Source organism: Bradyrhizobium sp. STM 3562 (assembly GCF_045571435.1).
Taxonomy (GTDB): Bacteria; Pseudomonadota; Alphaproteobacteria; order Rhizobiales; family Xanthobacteraceae; genus Bradyrhizobium.
This window is the reverse complement of the sequence record NZ_CP120694.1, coordinates 4,562,426-4,580,785: the sequence shown is the minus strand read 5'-3', so window position 1 is coordinate 4,580,785 and position 18,360 is coordinate 4,562,426. Positions and strand designations below refer to the sequence as shown.

Below are 18,360 nucleotides of genomic sequence, written 5' to 3'. Positions count from 1 at the left end.
TAAGGTTTCCAAGCCCTGGAATTGCAAAGAATGGCCAGAAACACCATTCCGGTGAACGGCGGAGCTATGCCCAAAATCGACCGCAGCGCTTATGCGGCGCGCTTGGGGCAAGCCGAGAGGCAGGAAACGTTCTGAACGAAAGACTGATCAAGGCTAACCACCAAGGACATTTACCGATGAGCGAGACTAATCGCGCGCCAGACGCGCCACGGCTGTGTGCGGTCAAATTTCATGAGCTCAATATGCCTCCAGAGCGGGCTGACCGACTGGCCGAGCAGCACGCAATGCGGGTCGAGGCAATCAGCACCCTGCGGCGGCTCCGCAGAGAGGCAAGGGACGAGATTTGCCGGCTCATCCGATTTCTGGATGAGAGCGACCCGTACGTGATGACCGAACTGGAGGACGACGATAGCAGTCTATTTGAAGAAGGCGGGGACAGCGAGCCTTCGCTGGGCAGCTTTGATCGGATGATCAATCAGGAGAAGTCCTACACGCAGCGGATGAAATGGGCGACGTTTGATCACGATCTTGAAGAGGACGACTGCGATCAGGAGGACGACGATCCACGGGAACTCGATGACACTGGCATCGGCGACATGGATGGATTGCTGGAGCAAGTCGGTAATCTCGATTGGCAGGCCGGCGGCATCGTCTAAGCCCACCTTGGGAATTGCAATCAGCGTAAGCGGTTAGGCCAGTGACCAAGGCGTATCAACCACTGGAGTCCCAATCGAGAGAATCCCATGAACGACCGTTTGATCGACCAAGCCCCGGATATGTACTGCCATCGCATAGCACGCATTGACGCGCTCGGGCCGAACCGCCGACTTGTCTTCACCATGCCCAGCGTTGATGGCGATGCCTATGAAAACGTTGTGGTGAAGCTGATCCTCCCGGCTGAGGTCATGATGACACTGGCCTACATGGCGGCGGGAGCAGATCGGGAGACCATATCGCCCGAGCTCATCGCCCACGAGACGCGGACAGCAAACTAGGGGAGACAGGCCATGAAAGCGTTTAGCACTAGCGCCCCGGGCGCCATTCAATTCTCTTCATCTGCTCTGATTCCGGAAAGCGGGTCTGACGCATGTCTGGCCGTCAGATCAAGCCCAGAACCAAGCGGACCTTTATCGATTCTCTCAACCGGGGCTCGAATCAACAGGAGGTCAGTAATGAATATGCTCGTCAGCTCAGCCGTCGCAGGCGTCGCGACCGTTTCGCCGATTGAGGCAGCCCATCCGGATGCCAAAATCATCGCTGCCGGCGTGAGGTTTGAAAAGCTTTTGCCCAAATACATGACGGCCTGGTTCGAGTGGGCACGGCTCCATCGGGAGGCAAGAGCGGAAACGTATGCGAAGTTCGGAGAAGACTACTGCAGCCCAGCTTGGACGGAACCGGATGGCGCACATTCTCCGGCATTCCTCTTTCTTCAGCAAGCGCTCGCGTGCAATGGTGCCCGTCAAGCCGCCGACACAGAGAGTGCGCTGCACGATGAAATGAATCCGATCGCCGAGCTGATTAGAGATGCAGAAATACAAAGCTTAGCCGGCCTTCGCGCAAAAGCGCTGGTCGCGATATGGGATTGCCGGCCAGGTGTGGCCGAGCACACTGGCGATCTCAACTTGGACAATGAGTGGAGTCTTTATTCGCTCTTGACTGGTACCATAGCGGTTACGGGCCTGTCAGATCTCTTCGGCTCGTTCGTTGAACAGGTTAGGAAAGACGCGATCGTGAAGACGAGGGAGTTGCCCGAAGCCACGAGCGCTGCCATGATCCCTTCGCCCGCTGACCCTATTTTCGTAGCGATCGAGGCCCATAAGCAGGCCTATGACGCATTTTCTGAATCGCTCGAGGAACAGAGCAAGCTTGAGGAGACCATTCCGAAAGCACGCCGTCAGACTGAATTTGGTTGGGACAGCGACGGAGTAAAGATCGTGGAAACAGATGATCCCCGTTGGATCAGTCATGAGATCAGAAAGCACGAGCTTTCTCGCGCTGAAAACGACTGCGAGTTGCAACTGGTGAGCGTAGTTCCAACGACGCTTCAAGGTGTCGCAGCTCTCGTAACTTACTGCAATTCAATGGAAGAGAAGGGGCATTCATGGCCCAGCGACCTCGTTGACGATGACTATGACGAGAATGCCCCTCCGGAAGAGCGGTTCAACAAGACCCACACGTGGCAATACTATCTTAATGCCAATATCCGGGAGTGTTTGCGGTCACTATCGGCCTAGAGGCGACAAAAAGGGCCGCGCCGACTGCATCTTGGCGGGTCTTGTTTTTGATCTTCGCGTCAGGAAAGATTGGGGTCGGCAGGAGACCGACCCCATGGCAGATTTTAGAGTGATTGAGGGAGGCGGCCCGGAGGGGCGAAGCCGGCTTCTGGCTGAACAGGAGCTAAGAAACGCGCTCCATATCACAGCAGCCAATTTGCTCCGAATTGTTCGAGGGGCTGGAAAGCCCTACGAACTGATGATGCAGTTCAACAGGGTGGTCCAGGCCGCCATCCAATACAGGGATGCTGTGGGGCATTGGCCGCCATCGGATCTGCTGGGCCAAATGCTGAGAATGCGCGACGAGGTGGACGAGATGCATGAGCGAGAAGCGGCGGGCAAATGCACCGAAGCCGACATGGAGCGCTGGTACGAGGACGGCACGATTGATCGCAAGTACGCGGAGGCCTCCATCAAGGCCGGTGTATTGCAGATCATTGCATCACAATTCGTAGATCAGCCGTTGCAGGAAAAAGCAGGCAAGTCGGAGATGAGCGATGGTAAGCTCATTGCGGCCAAGGCGAAGTCTCACGCATACTGGAATGCCGAGTTATCTCGCGCGAAGAACGCGCCCAAGAAGCAAATGCGGGCAGACCGGCCAGCAGCCCCGAAGCCAGAATCACCCGCGGCAATGGCAGAAACTTCAAAAACCCCTCCCATCCAGCTAGAACGAACCCGCCAGCAGACGGCGGCGTTTGGTCAAGAAGATCTAAGGGAGTTACGCAAGGCAATCAAAGCGAAAGACTCCAAGAAGATAGCCGAACTGACTTCGAAAATTGGTAAGCGCCCCCTGCGCGACTAATTTGAGGTCCGAGGCTGCCGAGGCGCAGCGGCTTTCAGTTTGTTGAAACGGGATCTTCGCGCAGGCAAATGGCGCTAGCATCAATCGGCGCGGCTAGGACGACGGCCCGAAAAGCTGGACCGCACCAGCCTGTCGCGTCGACCACTTTGCGGAGAGCACCAGCGGAGGTGCGATGTCCAGTGACGAAATGGGGCCGCATGAATTTGCAGAGCCTCCTGAGGATAGCCTCTGGAATCGCAGGGCTAGAGAAGAACGCGAGCATTTAGATCGCTGGCGCGCATTCATGGCGCAGCCATGGACGCCAGATGCGGTGACCCCCGAAGCCCTTAACCAGCTACAGGAGCAATCAATCATTTGGCTAGATGACGCCATTGACTTGATGGCTTTTGGTCTTGGCGCGTGCCCGCTCGACCCTATTGAACGCGCGGCACGACGTGCGCCGGCGACTCGCGCATTCTGCGAGGCAGCCCGTCTCGGCAAGTTCGCTTTGTATGGCAGCCGGAATGCCGGCAGCGATGATGGCCAGCAAATCCCTACTCGATATTTCGACTTTCCGCGCCGACTAGGTGGGCGAGAGCCATCGCGCGTTCTTGAATTAGATTTAGCCGATATTTCGGACGACCGAGTGTTTGATGATGATCACGCCGGCCGACGTACAAAATGGTTCGACGTCAGGATTGATCAGCCTGGAAGTTTTTTTGAGTGGCTTCGAGGCCAAGCTCCTGCAAAGACTCCCGAAAGGTCTACGCTCGAACAGGTCGAAGCTACCTATTTACAGCGGATTCAAGAACATCGCGGCAAAAAAAATCCGTCGCGAGACGAGGACGTAAAGTGGCTGCAGCAAAAATTCGGAATTGATAGGACGACAGCGCGCGACATCAGAAAAAGGTTAGCGCCGCCGGAATGGCAGGATCCTGGGGCGCCCCGCAAGAAATAAATCTGGCAGAAATTTGCGCCCTGCCAAATTTGCCAATTTTTGCTGCCAAATTTTCCCGTGATTTAAGTCTTTCCAGGTTCAACCCAGGAAAGACAAAGCTAAATGTCGATCTCAAACAAGCGCTGGACGGTGTTCACGGGTATCACTTACGCGCCGAATATCGAGACATGCGCGAGCGCACCTGCCGCCCTTGGCAAAACCGTCCCCGGCAAACCGAAACTCTACAGGCATCAGCTCACTGAGCATTTTAGGCAGAACGGCCTTCCTGCCCTGAGCCTAAACTATCTGAACAAAATCGCCTCGAGGGGCGAGGGGCCGCCGGTCGCGATGACTTGGAATCGCCGGCCGCTTTACGATCCGGATGAGGCCGTCGCCTGGTTGCGCGCAAAGGTCGAAGAGCAGACCGCGGCCGCGCGCGAACGTGCAGAGCAGAACAGACAATTTCGCCAGCGGCAGATTGAACGCCTGAAAAAGCAGGTTATCGCTGCGCGCGAAGCTGTCGCCGCTTAGTTCCAAGGAAAAGCCCGGCAGCTCGACTCCTTGGCGGGATCGGCGAGCGTACCGGGCTCTAATCAGAAAGTCTTTTCACATGCGACATATACCAAATCCCCTCGAAAAATCCAAACCCTTTGTCCGCTCTTCGGCGGGAATTCAGCGCTGTGCACGACGAAAGGCAGGCCAGCGAAAACCTACCAAACGCATTACGGCTAGCGGTGAGTGTTTCAGCGAATTGCCCGCCGTCCCACGGACTCCGGCAGGTCGGCACGTTTATCGCTGCTACGCTGTACCCGCTGAGCTCGCTGATTTCCTGGCGGCATGCGCCGGCCTCGGCGGCGAGGAGGTGCTCCAATGAACGACGCGCATCTCAGCCCTGGGCTTTCGGCGCCCAAAGGCAACGGCGATGAATTTCGCCTTGACGTTCCCCAGCCGTCGCAAAAATCCCCGGAGCGGCCTTCTCCGACCGAGATGCGGCAGCTTCTCATTGAGGGCGCCAGGGAGTTTCAGAAGAAATTCGTGCCCAAAACGCCGGAGGAGATGGTCGACGACGCTGTGGCTAAAGGCAGGATCAGTCTTGCAGGGTCTGGTCACGAAGATCTGACCGATGAGAACTATTTCGGTATCGATAGTGACTGCGTCGTCGTTTCATCGCAGGCCGCAATAGCCGTTTATGAAAATCGCCGAGGCGACATCGTCATCAGACAGGAGCGGAACTGGGACGAGGACGAGGATCACCTGATCCTCATTCATCCGTCTAACCTACCGTTGCTAATCCAGGCGCTCCAAGCATGTCTCGCTTCCGGTGCCGGAGGCCAAGCGCGATGACGGATCAGGTTTATCGCGCGGACGCGCAAAACAAACGCACGGAGCATCAGCCACCCCGCCGCTGTGCAACGTGCCGTTTCTTCCATCCGGAATATTCGGGATTCCAAGTACCATACAGCCGTCCGGGCTCATCGGCTTTTCCCGGTGAATGCCGTTTCGGTCCGCCTCAATTTTCCACGGAACACACCTACGAACATTATGGCGTCTGGCCGCTGATATGGTCTGACGCGTGGTGTGGCTGTCACGCGTTAGCAAATGACTGAGCTCAAAGTGGGCCAACGTGTGCGCCACCCTGCGCACGGAGATGGTGTTGTATCGTAACCGGCATGAGCCCCCCACCTGGGCATCGCGCGACTGAGCTGCGATAGATCGTGGCATGAACTGTTTTTTGGAGGTGGGCAATGGCAGATGCCATGCATGAAGCCATGCTTGATGCCAGGCAGGAAGGCGGCTCCTATCGTCGGATCGAAGTGATCACGGGGCAGCGTCGGCGACGGCAGTGGACGGCGGAAGAGAAGGCGCGGATCGTGGCGGAGAGCTTCGAGGAAGGGGCCAATGTTTCTGAGGTGGCTCGGCGCCATGGCGTTGTCCGTGGGCTGCTGACGGTGTGGCGGCACAAGTTCGCGACGGCAGCGGGCCTTCAGGCGCCGGGCTTCGTGCCGGTCCAGATCACATCCGAGAGCGGTCCGGCGGCGACAGCAGAGGAGCCGGACCGCTTAGCGTCCGCGCATAAGGAGCTGCCGCAGATGGCATCGCCCCGAGGCAAGCTTGGCGGGATGATCGAGATCGAGGTGGGAGGGGCACGCATCCGGGTCGAGCCAGGAGTGGAGTTGGCGACACTTTCGACGGTGCTATCGGCGCTTCGGGGCATCCGTTGATTGCATTACGGTCAGACCTCAAGGTGGTGCTGGCGGCACAGCCGGTCGACTTTCGCAAGTCAGTGCACACGCTGTCGGCGCTGGTGAGCGAAGCGCTGCGTGCGAACCCGTACTGCGGCGACGTCTTCGTGTTTCGCAGCAAGCGCGCGGACAGAGTGAAGCTTCTGGCATGGGATGGCAGCGGCATGGTGCTGGTGACGAAGTGGCTGCACCAGGGACACTTCACCTGGCCTCCGATCCGCGACGGCGTAGTGCATCTAAGTGCCACACAACTCGCGATGCTTCTCGACGGACTTGAGTGGACGCGTATTTCACCCAAGCCTGTGAAGCAGCCGACCGTTGTCGGCTGAGAGACGAAGATTTTGCTGGAGCCTGTGATACGCGGATATATCGTTCGATCATGGCGATTCGTCCCGAAGCTCTTCCGACCGACGCAGCGGCTCTGACCGAGATGGTGCTTGCGCTTGACGCCGAGAACGAGAAGCTGCGTGTGGCGATGCAGACGCTGAAGGAGATGATCTTCGGCAAGCGCTCGGAGCGGCTGGCGGCGGTCGTGGCCGAGCAGCTCGCGCTCGAGCTGGACGATCTCGCGACCGACGTCACACCGCCTGCGTCGGCCAACGACGATGTGTCTGCGACGAAGCCGGCTGCGAATCCGCGCAAAAAGGCGAGGCGCAACATCGGCGCACTGCCCAAGCATTTGCCGCGCTGCGAGCAGGTGCTCGAGCCGGAGACGACAGCGTGCCCGTGCTGCCAGGGCCTTCTGCACAGGATCGGCGAAGACGTCAGCGAAGTGCTGGACGTCATCCCTGCGATCCTGCGCGTGCTGCGCACGATCCGTCCCAAATATGGCTGCCGCGCCTGCACCGACGGCGTGGTCCAGGCGAAGGTGCTGCCGCGCCTGATCGAGGGCGGCATGGCCTCGACGGCGCTGGTGACCCACGTGGTGGTGTCGAAGTTTGCCTGGTATCTGCCGCTGTACCGCCAAGTGCAGATCCTGGCCGGTCAGGGCATTCATCTCGACCGCGCGACGCTCGCCGGCTGGGTGAAGCGTGCGGCATGGTGGCTCAAAAGCCTTTATGAGCTTCAGTTGCGGACGATCCAGGCTTCGCCGCGGCTGTTCTGCGACGAGACGCCGATGCCGGTGCTCGATCCCGGGCGACATCGCGCCCGTATTTGCCAGTTCTGGGCGCATGCGATGGATGATCGCCCATGGGGCGGCCCATCGCCGCCGGCGGTTGCCTATGTGTTTGCCGATGGCCGCGGCACCGAGGAGATCGCCGGCCAATTGACCGGCTTCTCCGGCATTCTGCAGGTGGATGGCTATGCCGCCTACAAAGCGCTTGCGCGTGGTCATGGCGGCGCGATCCAGCTCGCTTTTTGTCTCGCGCATGCCCGACGCAAATTCGTCGAGGTGTACAAGACAATGCAGTCGCCGTTCGCCCACGAGGTGATCGAGCGCCTGCAGGCGGTTTACGCCATCGAGGCCGAGATCCGCGGCTCCAGCGCCGAACAGCGGCTTGCCGTCCGCCGCACCAAGACTGCACCGCTGGTGGAGGAGCAGCTGAAGGCGCGGCTGACCTCGATGCTCGACCAGCTGTTCTCCCAGTCGAAGCTGACTGAGGCCATCAACTATACGCTCAATCACTGGGACGGACTGACGCTGTTCCTCCGCGATGGCCGCGTCGAGGTCGATTCCAACAGCGTCGAGCGTTCCATGCGCCCGATTGCAATGGGAAGGCGGAACTCATTGTTCAGCGGTAGCGAGGGTGGCGCCGAGAGCTGGGCAATTCTTGCATCGTTGGTCAATACGGCAAAGCTCCACGAACTCGATCCGCAGGCGTATCTGGCCGATGTGCTGGAGCGCATCGTCTCCGGTCAGACCAAGAACCACCAGCTGCACGAACTTCTCGCCTGGAACTGGAAGGCGGCCCAGGAGCTCAGCGCACGGGTGGCTGCATGAGCCGACGCCACCGTTCGTCATCATCATCTTCCTCATCATCGATGGCAGCAGCCGCGATGCCGCTCGACAAACTTGAGCCTTGGCTGCAGGCTCGCGCCGAGCGGCATCCCGTCGCCACGAGTCTTCCCATGCTCGACGGCTATGTTGCCGCGATCGTGGCCGGGCCGGTGTCGATGAGTCCACTCGACTGGATCTGTCCGCTACTCGCCATCGACGCCGACGCATTCAACCATGGCGGAACGCCGGAGTTCGCCGCGATCTCGGCCGTCGCGCTGCGCCACAACGACATCAGCAACGGTCTTTCCACCGCACCCCATCGGTTCGCGCCGACCCATGCCCGCAAGCCGAATGGCGACGTTGATGCGCGGCCGTGGTGCCAGGGATTCCATGCCGCCATGCAGCTGAGACTATCGGCCTGGGCCCCGCTGCTTGACATCAGCAACATACACCACGGCTTGCTCTTGCCCATCCTGCTGCATTGCGTCGACGATCAAAGGCGTCCACTGCTGGGACCGCCAAGAAAGGGCCGCGAGACCGAAGAGTTCCTGCGCAACGCCCACGCCGACATCCCAGCCGTCGTCGAGGCCATGCGCCAGTATTGGATGCCGACCCGCTACGCTCGCGCGCGCTGATCACCGCCGACGTGGAAGCTCATACCGGTTACGTTGTATCGTGGGTGGAAGACGGTGTTGCGTTTGGATCGTTTCCAGGCATCGGCGCCCGCGTCATCAATAACCGTGTCGCTGTCCTCAATCGGAGATCGACGGCGACACCGAGGCGTGCGCCACTGAAAATCTTCACCGCCGATCGTTGGGACGGAAAGGCCGTACCAGAAGCCATTTGGCATGTGCCGGGGCTTATCCCGGCGCGTACCGTCACGCTATTGGGCGGCGATGGGGCCACCGGCAAAAGCCTTCTAGCTCAGCAATTGGCTGCCGCTACCGTGCTGGGGCGCCCATGGGTTGGCTTTGAAGAAATTGGCTATGGAAGCGCGATCTACTTCTCCGCGGAGGATGACGAGGACGAGCTCCATCGCCGTTTCGCGCGCATTGTGCAGTCCTACGACGCCAGTTTTGTTGACTTGGCTGCATTGCATATCATCCCGCTAGCCGGCGAGGATGCCGTGCTAGCGGGCCCCAATGGCCGCGGCAATGTGATCGAGACAACCGAGCTGTGGAAGCAGCTCGAGCTGGCCGTGGAGGAAATCAGGCCGTCCCTGGTCGTTCTGGACACACTCGCCGATCTTTTCAGTGGGGATGAAAATCAGCGGGCTCAGGCGCGGCAGTTTATTGGCCTGCTTCGCGGCTTGGCCATTCGTTACGAAACAACGCCTGTTGTGCTGGCTCATCCCAGCCTTTCCGGCATGGCGTCAGGATCGGGTTCTTCGGGCAACACGGGGTGGTCAAACAGCGTGCGCTCGCGCCTGTATCTTGAACGGGTTTTCGTGAGCGATGCTGGCGAGAAGAGCCGACTTGTGGAGCCGGACGAAACGATCCGTGAGCTTTCAGTAAAGAAAGCCAACTATGCGCAAAAGGGCCAACCGATCAGATTGAAATGGGCTGACGGTGTGTTTGAGCGGCAGGATGGCGATTTCGGACTGGATAGAGCCGAACGCGATCAGCGTGCTGAACTCGTGTTCATGTCGCTCCTGCGCTGGCATGAAGAGCATGGGATAAACGTCAGCCCAAAGCCGTCGGCCGCCTACGCTCCGACCGTATTCGCGCGTCATGGCGACGCACAGGGGATCAGCAAGCGCGCCTTTGCCGGTGCCCTGGAGCGGCTGCTGAGCACCAAGAGAATCGCGATCGAGACCATAGGCCCACCATCGCGGCAAACGACCAGATTGACGGCTTACAATGGGTGACGTGATGAGTTCAGACACCCTTCAGACCCCCTTCAGACGGCCTTCAGACGCCTGGCCATACACACCCCCTTATACCCCCTAGGGCGTGTGAACGCCCGCTGGGGGCGGGCTACACGCCTAGCCTTCGTGGCGTGCTCGGTGTCGCCGAGCGACGCACCGGAAGCGCCAGCCGAAGGCCGGGAAACTCAAATGTAGGAATTGCAAAATGACCGATCGCGGAAACGCAATAATCTTCAAGCGCCGCCCCACTAACAGCCGTTGGTATTTCGGCGCCTGTCCACGATGTGGTGATTGCTCTGGTGATTACCTGAACGTTGCAGCAGCAAGTGGAGCCCAGGATCCAATCTCTTTAGCGGCTGGCGGGATGAGGATGCTTCCGTTTGGAAATTAAACGAACGGAAATTGGCTGGTTACCGGCATGTTGAACCATTGGAAATCGCCCAACGAGCTCAAATAAGGGATCAGGCATGACAGCAAAGAAGGACACGAAGTTGAGATCCGGCAAGTCCAAGAAGGCGACGAAAGTGGCTCGGCCTGCAGAGAATCCGCCGCAGGGATCGGCGACTCCAACGCTCCACCACACGTTCTCTGCGGAGGAAGTGCAGAGATATCAGGACGTGATGAAGTATCCAGACCTTTTGAACCACTCCATGGGTCGGGTACTCGGTGTCATGCGCGGCAAGGGGGAGGAATTGCCCTCGAAAGACGCCTATGACTTCGCATTCGAAGCTTTTCTTGGGCTTACACCTCATGGTCCTGCCGAGGTCATGCTTTGCCAGCAACTCATCGCCTCCTATGAAGTGGCGATGGAAATGCTGACGCGATGCAAGCGGGCCGAGTTTATGCCGCAGATGCAAGAACACGGCCTAATGGCGATCAAGCTCATGGGTACTTATGAGCGGCTTTTCCAGGCGCTGATGAAATCGCGAAGACCGCAACAGACCGTGCGGGTCGAGCACGTCACGATCAACGGCGGCCAGGCCGTGGTCGGAAACGTCAATCCGGCGCCTGCTCTTGGAACGGCGGCGGATCAGATGGCAATCGAATCCGCCGCGTTGCGGGTGGTTGAGGGGGAGAAGCTCGGATGAGGAGTGTGGATAGGGAGGGGGGCAGAGGTGCAACGTCCCTCGACGAGGCCATGCAACGGTCTCGAGAGCCGTTGAGCCTACGTCAGGCACCGCGCTGTCTGGCCAAGACGCGTCGTGGGACGCTTTGCCAAGCGCCCGCTACGCCAAAGGGCAGGTGCCGCATGCACGGGGGCGCACCCGGCAGCGGCGGTCCTAAGGGGCCCCGCAATGGGATGTGGAAGCACGGCCAGTACAGCCAAGACATGATTGAGCAGCGTCGAGAAGTCCGCCGGATAATAAAAGCGGCGAAGGATGCGTTGGATGCGTTTTAGAGCCGGCGAGCAATGGCTGGGCTTAGTTGAATTGGCGGCCATCGATAAAACCGTGGCCGCTGTGAGTTGGATCACAGTGTTTGCGGATGGGCTCTGTCAAATATTGTTTTTCACCCGATCCCGGGAGGCACGAACATGCAAAGCGCAGCGTGTTTGGAATGGGAACGGCCGCGGCGCAAGCCTGCATCGCTTCTGGCGTTCGCCGCCTGGTGCAGCATCACGCTGACAATCGTCTCGCCAGCATGTGTAGCCCAGGACGCCTTCCCAAGGTCTTCCAACCGATTCGACAACGCAACCCCCGTCTATCTTGTCGACCAGACCGCATGTGAGGCGAAGGTCGACCCGAACTGGGGCTGGTCCGACGAAGAAAAATGGGCATGGAGCCAAATCTGCCAACACCTACCTGTCGATTTCGACGAGAGGGACGCAAACGATTGCGCAAATCAGCAGGCAAAAGATGCACCTGACCGCGATACGATCTACAAGAACAAGCTTAGCACTCTTCGAAATAAGTCCCCGCGAGAGCTGGCGAATGAGCCATCGAGGAGGCTCAGCGCGAATTTCCTGTCGAAAGTTTTCGGCGAGCCAAAGTTGAGGCCTCACACTTGGACAGAACAGCTTAGATTTGCGGGGTTCAACACCGACATACTGGTTATCGACACCGCATTGCTAAAATCACTAGACCTCCGCCACGCGCACGTTGGAAGGCTCTCGATTCAGAATGCAGCCGTTGATGGCGGCGTAAGGCTAGAAAATGTTTACTCAGGAAGCATCAACATAAACTTAGTTACGGCCAAGAATATTTTACTCAGCAGCGTATCTGTTTCCGAAAACAATTCCGAACAGATTTCACGGTCCGAATCGGTTCCAGGGGTCGACAAGCGCGATTGCGGGATGACGACGATTGGGGCAGTGCGCGGATCGAACCGCGAGCGTGAGAACCTGATCACTCAGCCCAAGCAACCGTCGTCCAACAACGTGGAACATGATGGCGAACTCGTGATCGACACGGTTCGGATCGACGACCGACTGGCGATACTGGAAGGCGATTACGGCGCCATGAACTTCACGCATGTGAAAGTCGACGATCTATTCATTTTTCAGCCTAAATGGACTGGTGCCAAGAACGGCACGACACCCGACCTGAGCATTATCGAGTCCGTTGACAATGGAGTTTTCACTCTTCAGGTCAATGAAAAGTCCTTGCCGAAGCGGATCAAGCTGAACCAGTTCATTTTCGCTAATGCCTACCTCGGCAGTAACCCAATGCCAGTTGTCACGGCCTTGGACGTCGACACAAAGAGCCCAGATCTCGAGCCGTATACTCTGATTGCAAAATCTTACACGGAACGCGGGGAAAAACGCATTTCCGATGATGTCTTAATCGCCATGAATGAGCGAAACCGGGATTTGGCGAGGACACAGTCGTTGGCCGATTTTGCTCAACTGACCTTTCTCCGCTATCTCGTGAATTACGGCTTCTCACCCGAAATCGGTTTCGTTTACATTCTTCTTTTTGTTTTGCTTGGCTGGGCAATCTTCTGGTGCGCCTCAGGTCGACTAGAAGCAGGAGCGTACCAACCTAAGACTCCGTTCGCTACCTTTTTGCTTGCTCTCGACTCAGTGATCCCAGGAATCCAGCTCGACAAAAATAACCTCGAGGTGCGCTACAAGGGTTGGCCTCAGAAGATGCTCTATCTGCTCCGTGCACTTGGCGCCATCCTTGTTGCCGTTGCCTATAGCTTTCTACAGAAAAGACTGTACGGCTGATCGGCGGCGGTGCGTCGACCCAGTTATCACCCCGGTACGATGCGATCAGGTTCAATCGTATGCGCTCCGATATGTCGGGCCGCTCGGTATGAGGTGCGAAAACTGCCGTTGAAGAATCGCCTCGGTCAAGCGACGCCTGCGGGCCCCTCAGCCTCCTTCAGAGCCTCCAGGGTGCGCTTAACCTGCACCGGGCTCCATTTGCCCTGTCCTCGCGGGGTTGGAATGCTGGCCGCATTTAGGCCCTCTGCAATGGCCGCCAGGGTCTTTGCACCATTGGCCTGGATCTCGGTAATGATGGGTGCCAAATCCGCCGCACGATCGACAGCGCGCATTCTGTTGGCGGTTGCGCCGCGCTTTTGAGCGGCATGGCTGATCAATACCGGCTGACCGTTGCTGCGTCGGATGCGCTGCCCACCTAATTTTTTGCCTCTAGCCTTTGCGGCTGCCAACGCCGCGCGAGTGCGAGCAGCAATCATGCCCGCTTCCAGCTCGGCAACGGAAGCCATTTGCTGCAATAGAAACCGCCCTGTAGCGCCTTCGATCTGCGGCAGGTCCGCAAACCTCATATCAACGTTTGCCTCGAGCAGGCGGCTCAGGAAGGCAACACTGCGGGTCAGACGATCCACCTTGCTGACGACAAGCGGGCAGCGGTGCAAGCGCGCTGCGGCTAAAGCCTTGTCGAGCTCGGGGCGATCGGCCCTCCGGCCGCTCTCGACCTCGGTAAATTCGGCGACGATGGTCCAGTTGCCACCGTTGAGATAGCTGGCAACGGCGGCCCGTTGAGCTTCAAGGCCAAGCCCGCTGCGTCCCTGGCGAGCGGTGGAGACGCGATAGTAGGCGATGAATTTGCCGTTCGACACCATCAGTCTAACCGTACTACCGAGTCTGAATATCCATTCCAAGTGTTTACATCTCTGTCAACACCCGTTGAAAGTGATGTAATAAGATGGGGAGCGGTGCGCCTGGCCGGCGCCGCTTCGGTGGTGGCAGCGATTACTGCAAATAATACTATTCTGATCAGAAGATATCAGAAGAGCTTATGTATTTCTAAGAATAGAAAAGGCGTTCGTGAATATTGCTTGAAGAAAGTACTTGTAATTACGTTCTGATCTGGTAGGGTAGTCTCGTTCCACCTGTTCTGGCGAAGGTGGCGACCGAGGTTCAGTCCGGCTAATCGAAACTGCCCACCTGTTGGCAGGCCGCGCTGATCACCTCGTGATCCCGACTGCGACGATACGGGCCGTCCTGATTGAAGAGACAATCCTCTTCCCCGGCCGCTTCTGCGGCACCCGGCCTCCGGGCTACCTGGGTTAAGTGACCGTCTAAAAGGTTCGACAATCCCCCAAATCCCGCAGGCTTGCGGGAGGACAGCATAGCTGTGCCTCGCCGCGTGTGGCCCGCAAAACCGATGGTGAAAGCCATGAAGAGCGAACGCGTGGCGTTCGATACGTTGGTGCAGGTCAAGACGCCTCGATCCTTCGCAAACGCGCTGGACAAGGCGGCTGTCTCCCGCCTCATGTCGCGAAGCGATTTCATTCGGACGACTTTGGCCAACCAGCTAAAGGCGGACGGCATCGAGATTGCTGGAGCAGCCTGATGGCTAACGGCGGCATGGCGGAGGCTGCTGTTCGCGAACAGGCGGCCCTTGAACGCGCGATCGAAGAGTTCAACGCCAAATGCAACGCCGTTGAGGCGGCTGGCTCCAAGGCGTTCGGCGACAAATGGGGCAAAGCCAAACAGGACCTCGCTCTGCTCGACGACGACGGGCGAATTCCGATGGATATCTTGGAAATAGCCTTGGAGACCGAGGATCCGGCACGTGTTCTTTTTGAGCTTGGCCGGGATCTCGAAAAGGCTGACGAGCTCAGGGGGTTGGCCCCGATTAAGCGGGCCATCGCCATGGATAAGCTCGCCGCACCCAAGTCCCCCGTTCTCGCTCGTCCGCGGTCCCACGCGCCGGCCGGACCAGTAACTGCCCGGGCCGCTACCGACGCTCTCCCGCGCGACTCTGATTCCGACGAAGAGTGGAATCGCAAGGAAGAAGCTCGCGAACGGCGTTTGTTAGAGGCGCGTCGGAAGCAAATAGGGTGGTGAACCGCGGTATGAGCGACGACGATATTTTCGAGCGGTATTCGCGCGACGCGCAGCCGACCGCTGAGGCGGCGGCAACGGATTCGGCTGACCCTGATGCGCTGTTTGACAAATATGCCCGCTCCGAGCCGAAGGAAGAGAAGAAGGCTCGCCTCTACGTTAGTCCAGCAAGATCACGTGTCGATGTCGTCAATGCATCCGGTTTCAATAACCGGATGGTCTCGAGCATGCCGATCATCGGACCGTTGTTCGATAAGGCAACGGCGGCTGCGGGGGCTGCAGTGCAGCCTTTGGTGAGCTCTGCTGCTGCCAAAAAGACGTTCGGCGAGCGATATCGAGAAAATCTCGCCTACCAGGATGAACAAAACCTGCTCTATGGCGAACAGCATCCGATAGCTTCGACAGCGGCCGATGTGACAGGCGGGGCGATCGCACTTGGTCCGCTCTCTGGTGGTCCGATGAGCATTGCGGCCACCCGTGCAGTGCCTGCGGCGCCCAGCCTAGTGACTAATGTAGGCCAACGCATCCTTGGTATGCGTGGCAATTCTCTCGGCGCTCGCGTCTATCAGGGCATTGGTGGTGCTGGCGCGATCGAGACCACTAATCAGCTTTTGAAGGGCAATAACCCGACCGATCAGGGCATCTTTGGTCCCGTTCCTCTGGCTATGGCCGGCGGCGCCCTCGGTCCAATGGTCGGGGAAGCCATCTCCGCTGGTGGAAATAGGCTATTGGAATGGATGCCGCGCCAGACGGGGGAGATGGCAGGCGTCAACTCAGTTGGCCGCAACATGCTTGTGAATGCGGTTGAGGGAGAGACGCCGCAATCATTGGCCGAGACGCGTGCGCGGTATGGGCGAGCCGGAATGTTGGCCGACATCAACGACGCAACTACGGACATTGCCGGCGCGTTGGCCGATATTCCAGGCCCGCACAAGGGATTTGTCAGAGAAGCGTATCGGGACCGAGCGCGTGGGCAGGCAGATCGGATTCTGCAGTCTCTTGATCGCAATACCGTCCCACACGTCGATATTGCAGATCTGACGAACAGCATTGAGAACGCCCGCGGCACGGCGGCTGATCCGCTGTATGATCGATTCCGCACTATGCAGGTGGAGCCCACCCCTGAGCTGAAAGCGCTGATCCCGCGTTTGGAAAATGCCGGGGCATTCGACTTGGCAGAGGAGCTTTCCGGGATTAGTGGTCGGCCCTTCAACAAGAACTACTTTACCCCTGGTAAAGAGAAATCTTACCCGACCGCGGAGGGCTGGGATTACGTTAAGCGTGGCCTGGATCGTCGGATCGCATCGGCACAAGACGGCGGCGACAAGGAATTGTACCGCGAACTCGTCAATCTTAAGCGTGAGATGCTGAGCGAGATTGACAAGACGCCGGCCGGTCAGGTTTGGGCGCAGGCACGCGAGACCTTCGCCGAGCATTCCGAGCTCTTGCATCAGATCGAAGAGGGGCAAAAAACCTTCGCTCGCAACACGCGCAAGGATGATCTTGCTCGCGAGCTAAATGGGTTATCCGGTCCAGAGCTTTCGGCGCGCGTGCAAGGCGCTCGTGATGCGATCCAGCAAATCATGGAAAACTCTGTGCGCGGTGACACGACGGCCAGAAACACTCTCTTGACGCGGGCTAATCGCGATAAGCTCGAGCTGCTGTTCGGGAAGGAGAGGGCTAATCGCCTGATTCAAGACCTTCAGGCAGAAGTGAATGTCTCAAAGAAGACGGAGAACGTCATTGGCGGCACGCAAACCACTCCTAAAAAGGAGCGTGTCAACGCCATTTCGCCACAACCGAGTGAATTGGGCTACCTATCCAACTTGGATCTCACTAAGCCCGCTTCCTTCATCCCCGAGTGGATGAAACCTCAAACCATTTTGGAAGGCGCCAAGGCTCAGCGCTATGCCGATGCCTATCAACAGATTGCGCCTCTCATCACTCGCCGGATGGATGATCCGCAATTCGCTGCCTTAATTCGCGATTTGATGAATGAACAAGCGAATAGGGCTGGCCGGGTAAATCGTTTGAATCAGATTGGAAGAGGGGTGACTGGGCTAGCCTCATCCACTCTTCCGCAACTTGGGAAGCGGCTTCTTGAGCCCGCTGCCGCTCGATGATGAACGCGGCAATCCCGCCCGCCACATTTACCGTGACGAGAACAACGAGGGTCCCCAGTACGCTGTGTTCGTATCCTAGCGTCCTGGCGGCAGCCATGACTGCGAACGAAAACAGAAACGAGATGATTATGACGCGCCCTGCGCGCGTGAAGATCGGTTCTCGCTTCTTTTCTTTGGTCGGGAATGACTGTTCGGCCATGACCCATAACAACACTCAAACCGAGAATATTCAAGGTAGGGCTACTTTGAACGCAACTGAGGAATTAGCCGGATGATGCATAGAGCTGAGTGGGAAGCGATGGTTGCCAGGGTGCGTAAGCACTACGGCCCGAGTGTGGAGGTCGGGGGCTTCATTTCCGGGGATATTGTCCGGCTGCAGAAGCTTGCGGCCCAGGCCGATACGGAGCAGGAAAATGCGAGGGCAGCCCAGCCGCTAATCGACGCCGCCACGCGGCTGCATCACACTAGGGAACGAGTGCATCGGGCCCGGCGGGCGATTACGGAAGCCCAGGCTGTTTTGAAGAAGAATCGCCGGCTGCACGAGATCAATGGTGCTCCGGCGGAGTTTTTCGAAAAGCCGGACCTGCCCAGGTGGGAGAGCCCGGCGTCGACGGTTGATGCGCACGATGCGGCGAACGCTGAAACGGCGGCGCTTGCCACAGAGTGGGAGACGCGCGCGCAGAAAATGGTCAGCTACGTAAGCACCTGGGAGCGCTCGACGCTGGAGCAACAAAATAGGATGCTGATTTTGGCGCTGGCTGAGCGGCTCGACAGGTTGGAGCGCAAGTGAGGCGGGGGAGAACCCGATTTCACGCAAACATTTTCGCATAGGCACTTGATGAGTTTTGATATCATGTCACAGTTGGCAAAGCATAAGGTAAGTCGGCTCGCTTTTCTCACCCTGGTTCTGGCCGTCACGACCGGCCTTCTTTGGCAG

The 18,360-nt window shown here is 58.3% G+C and carries 21 protein-coding genes; 20 read left to right on the top strand and 1 reads right to left on the bottom strand.

All coding sequences use genetic code 11. From position 1 onward, the window contains the following. The first annotated feature begins 176 nt into the window (after nt 1-176). From P6U23_RS21240 to P6U23_RS21170, 15 genes are all read left to right on the top strand, one after another. Entirely contained in the window at nt 177-656 is a 480-nt protein-coding gene (locus tag P6U23_RS21240; RefSeq protein WP_407174555.1) for a hypothetical protein, read from the top strand. 87 nt (nt 657-743) lie between these two features. Beyond that, complete coding sequence (locus P6U23_RS21235; RefSeq protein ID WP_407174554.1) at nt 744-995, top strand: hypothetical protein; 252 nt, start codon at nt 744-746, stop codon at nt 993-995. A 177-nt stretch (nt 996-1,172) separates the two neighbouring features. After that, nucleotides 1,173-2,234, top strand: a complete 1,062-nt coding sequence (locus tag P6U23_RS21230) for a hypothetical protein (RefSeq protein ID WP_407174553.1) — start codon at nt 1,173-1,175, stop codon at nt 2,232-2,234. A 94-nt stretch (nt 2,235-2,328) separates the two neighbouring features. Beyond that, nucleotides 2,329-3,075 carry a hypothetical protein gene (locus P6U23_RS21225; RefSeq protein WP_407174552.1) on the top strand — a complete coding sequence of 249 codons (747 nt, stop codon included), beginning with the start codon at nt 2,329-2,331 and terminating at the stop codon, nt 3,073-3,075. A 172-nt stretch (nt 3,076-3,247) separates the two neighbouring features. Further along, complete coding sequence (locus P6U23_RS21220; protein ID WP_407174551.1) at nt 3,248-4,012, top strand: hypothetical protein; 765 nt, start codon at nt 3,248-3,250, stop codon at nt 4,010-4,012. Between the two features lie 102 nt (nt 4,013-4,114). After that, entirely contained in the window at nt 4,115-4,522 is a 408-nt protein-coding gene (locus P6U23_RS21215) for a hypothetical protein (protein WP_407174550.1), read from the top strand. Between the two features lie 339 nt (nt 4,523-4,861). Beyond that, nucleotides 4,862-5,335, top strand: a complete 474-nt coding sequence (locus P6U23_RS21210) for a hypothetical protein (RefSeq protein ID WP_407174549.1) — start codon at nt 4,862-4,864, stop codon at nt 5,333-5,335. Nucleotides 5,336-5,736: 401 nt separating this feature from the next. Continuing rightward, complete coding sequence (gene tnpA, locus P6U23_RS21205; protein ID WP_407174548.1) at nt 5,737-6,213, top strand: IS66-like element accessory protein TnpA; 477 nt, start codon at nt 5,737-5,739, stop codon at nt 6,211-6,213. Further along, complete coding sequence (gene tnpB, locus P6U23_RS21200) at nt 6,210-6,563, top strand: IS66 family insertion sequence element accessory protein TnpB (RefSeq protein ID WP_407174547.1); 354 nt, start codon at nt 6,210-6,212, stop codon at nt 6,561-6,563. The genes tnpA and tnpB overlap by 4 nt, the downstream gene beginning before the upstream one ends. Nucleotides 6,564-6,613: 50 nt before the next feature. Then, nucleotides 6,614-8,176: an IS66 family transposase gene (gene tnpC, locus P6U23_RS21195; RefSeq protein WP_407174546.1), complete on the top strand. Its 1,563-nt coding sequence runs from the start codon at nt 6,614-6,616 to the stop codon at nt 8,174-8,176. Beyond that, nucleotides 8,173-8,808 (top strand): UPF0149 family protein, encoded by a 636-nt coding sequence (locus P6U23_RS21190; protein ID WP_407174545.1) that lies wholly within the window; start codon nt 8,173-8,175, stop codon nt 8,806-8,808. The genes tnpC and P6U23_RS21190 overlap by 4 nt, the downstream gene beginning before the upstream one ends. Continuing rightward, entirely contained in the window at nt 8,775-10,040 is a 1,266-nt protein-coding gene (locus P6U23_RS21185) for an AAA family ATPase (protein ID WP_407174544.1), read from the top strand. The genes P6U23_RS21190 and P6U23_RS21185 overlap by 34 nt, the downstream gene beginning before the upstream one ends. A gap of 467 nt (nt 10,041-10,507) precedes the next feature. Then, nucleotides 10,508-11,128, top strand: coding sequence for a hypothetical protein (locus P6U23_RS21180; protein WP_407174543.1), 621 nt, complete (start codon nt 10,508-10,510; stop codon nt 11,126-11,128). Further along, complete coding sequence (locus P6U23_RS21175) at nt 11,125-11,439, top strand: HGGxSTG domain-containing protein (protein WP_407174542.1); 315 nt, start codon at nt 11,125-11,127, stop codon at nt 11,437-11,439. The genes P6U23_RS21180 and P6U23_RS21175 overlap by 4 nt, the downstream gene beginning before the upstream one ends. 135 nt (nt 11,440-11,574) lie before the next feature. Beyond that, nucleotides 11,575-13,209 carry a hypothetical protein gene (locus P6U23_RS21170; RefSeq protein ID WP_407174541.1) on the top strand — a complete coding sequence of 545 codons (1,635 nt, stop codon included), beginning with the start codon at nt 11,575-11,577 and terminating at the stop codon, nt 13,207-13,209. 125 nt (nt 13,210-13,334) lie between these two features. Here P6U23_RS21170 and P6U23_RS21165 read toward each other — a convergent pair whose 3' ends face one another. Then, nucleotides 13,335-14,072 (bottom strand): recombinase family protein, encoded by a 738-nt coding sequence (locus P6U23_RS21165; protein ID WP_407174540.1) that lies wholly within the window; start codon nt 14,070-14,072, stop codon nt 13,335-13,337. Nucleotides 14,073-14,629: 557 nt separating this feature from the next. Between P6U23_RS21165 and P6U23_RS21160 the strand changes: the two genes are divergently transcribed. From P6U23_RS21160 to P6U23_RS21140, 5 genes are all read left to right on the top strand, one after another. Further along, a complete protein-coding gene (locus P6U23_RS21160) occupies nt 14,630-14,806 on the top strand; it encodes a hypothetical protein (protein WP_407174539.1) in 177 nt (58 codons plus the stop codon). After that, nucleotides 14,806-15,303, top strand: a complete 498-nt coding sequence (locus P6U23_RS21155; protein WP_407174538.1) for a hypothetical protein — start codon at nt 14,806-14,808, stop codon at nt 15,301-15,303. The genes P6U23_RS21160 and P6U23_RS21155 overlap by 1 nt, the downstream gene beginning before the upstream one ends. An 8-nt stretch (nt 15,304-15,311) precedes the next feature. Further along, entirely contained in the window at nt 15,312-17,423 is a 2,112-nt protein-coding gene (locus P6U23_RS21150; RefSeq protein ID WP_407174537.1) for a hypothetical protein, read from the top strand. A gap of 95 nt (nt 17,424-17,518) precedes the next feature. Next, complete coding sequence (locus P6U23_RS21145) at nt 17,519-17,698, top strand: hypothetical protein (RefSeq protein ID WP_407174536.1); 180 nt, start codon at nt 17,519-17,521, stop codon at nt 17,696-17,698. Then, on the top strand, nt 17,695-18,213 hold the full coding sequence (locus P6U23_RS21140; RefSeq protein WP_407174535.1) for a hypothetical protein: 519 nt from the start codon (nt 17,695-17,697) through the stop codon (nt 18,211-18,213). Before P6U23_RS21145 ends, P6U23_RS21140 begins: the two co-directional genes overlap by 4 nt. Nucleotides 18,214-18,360 lie beyond the last annotated feature (147 nt).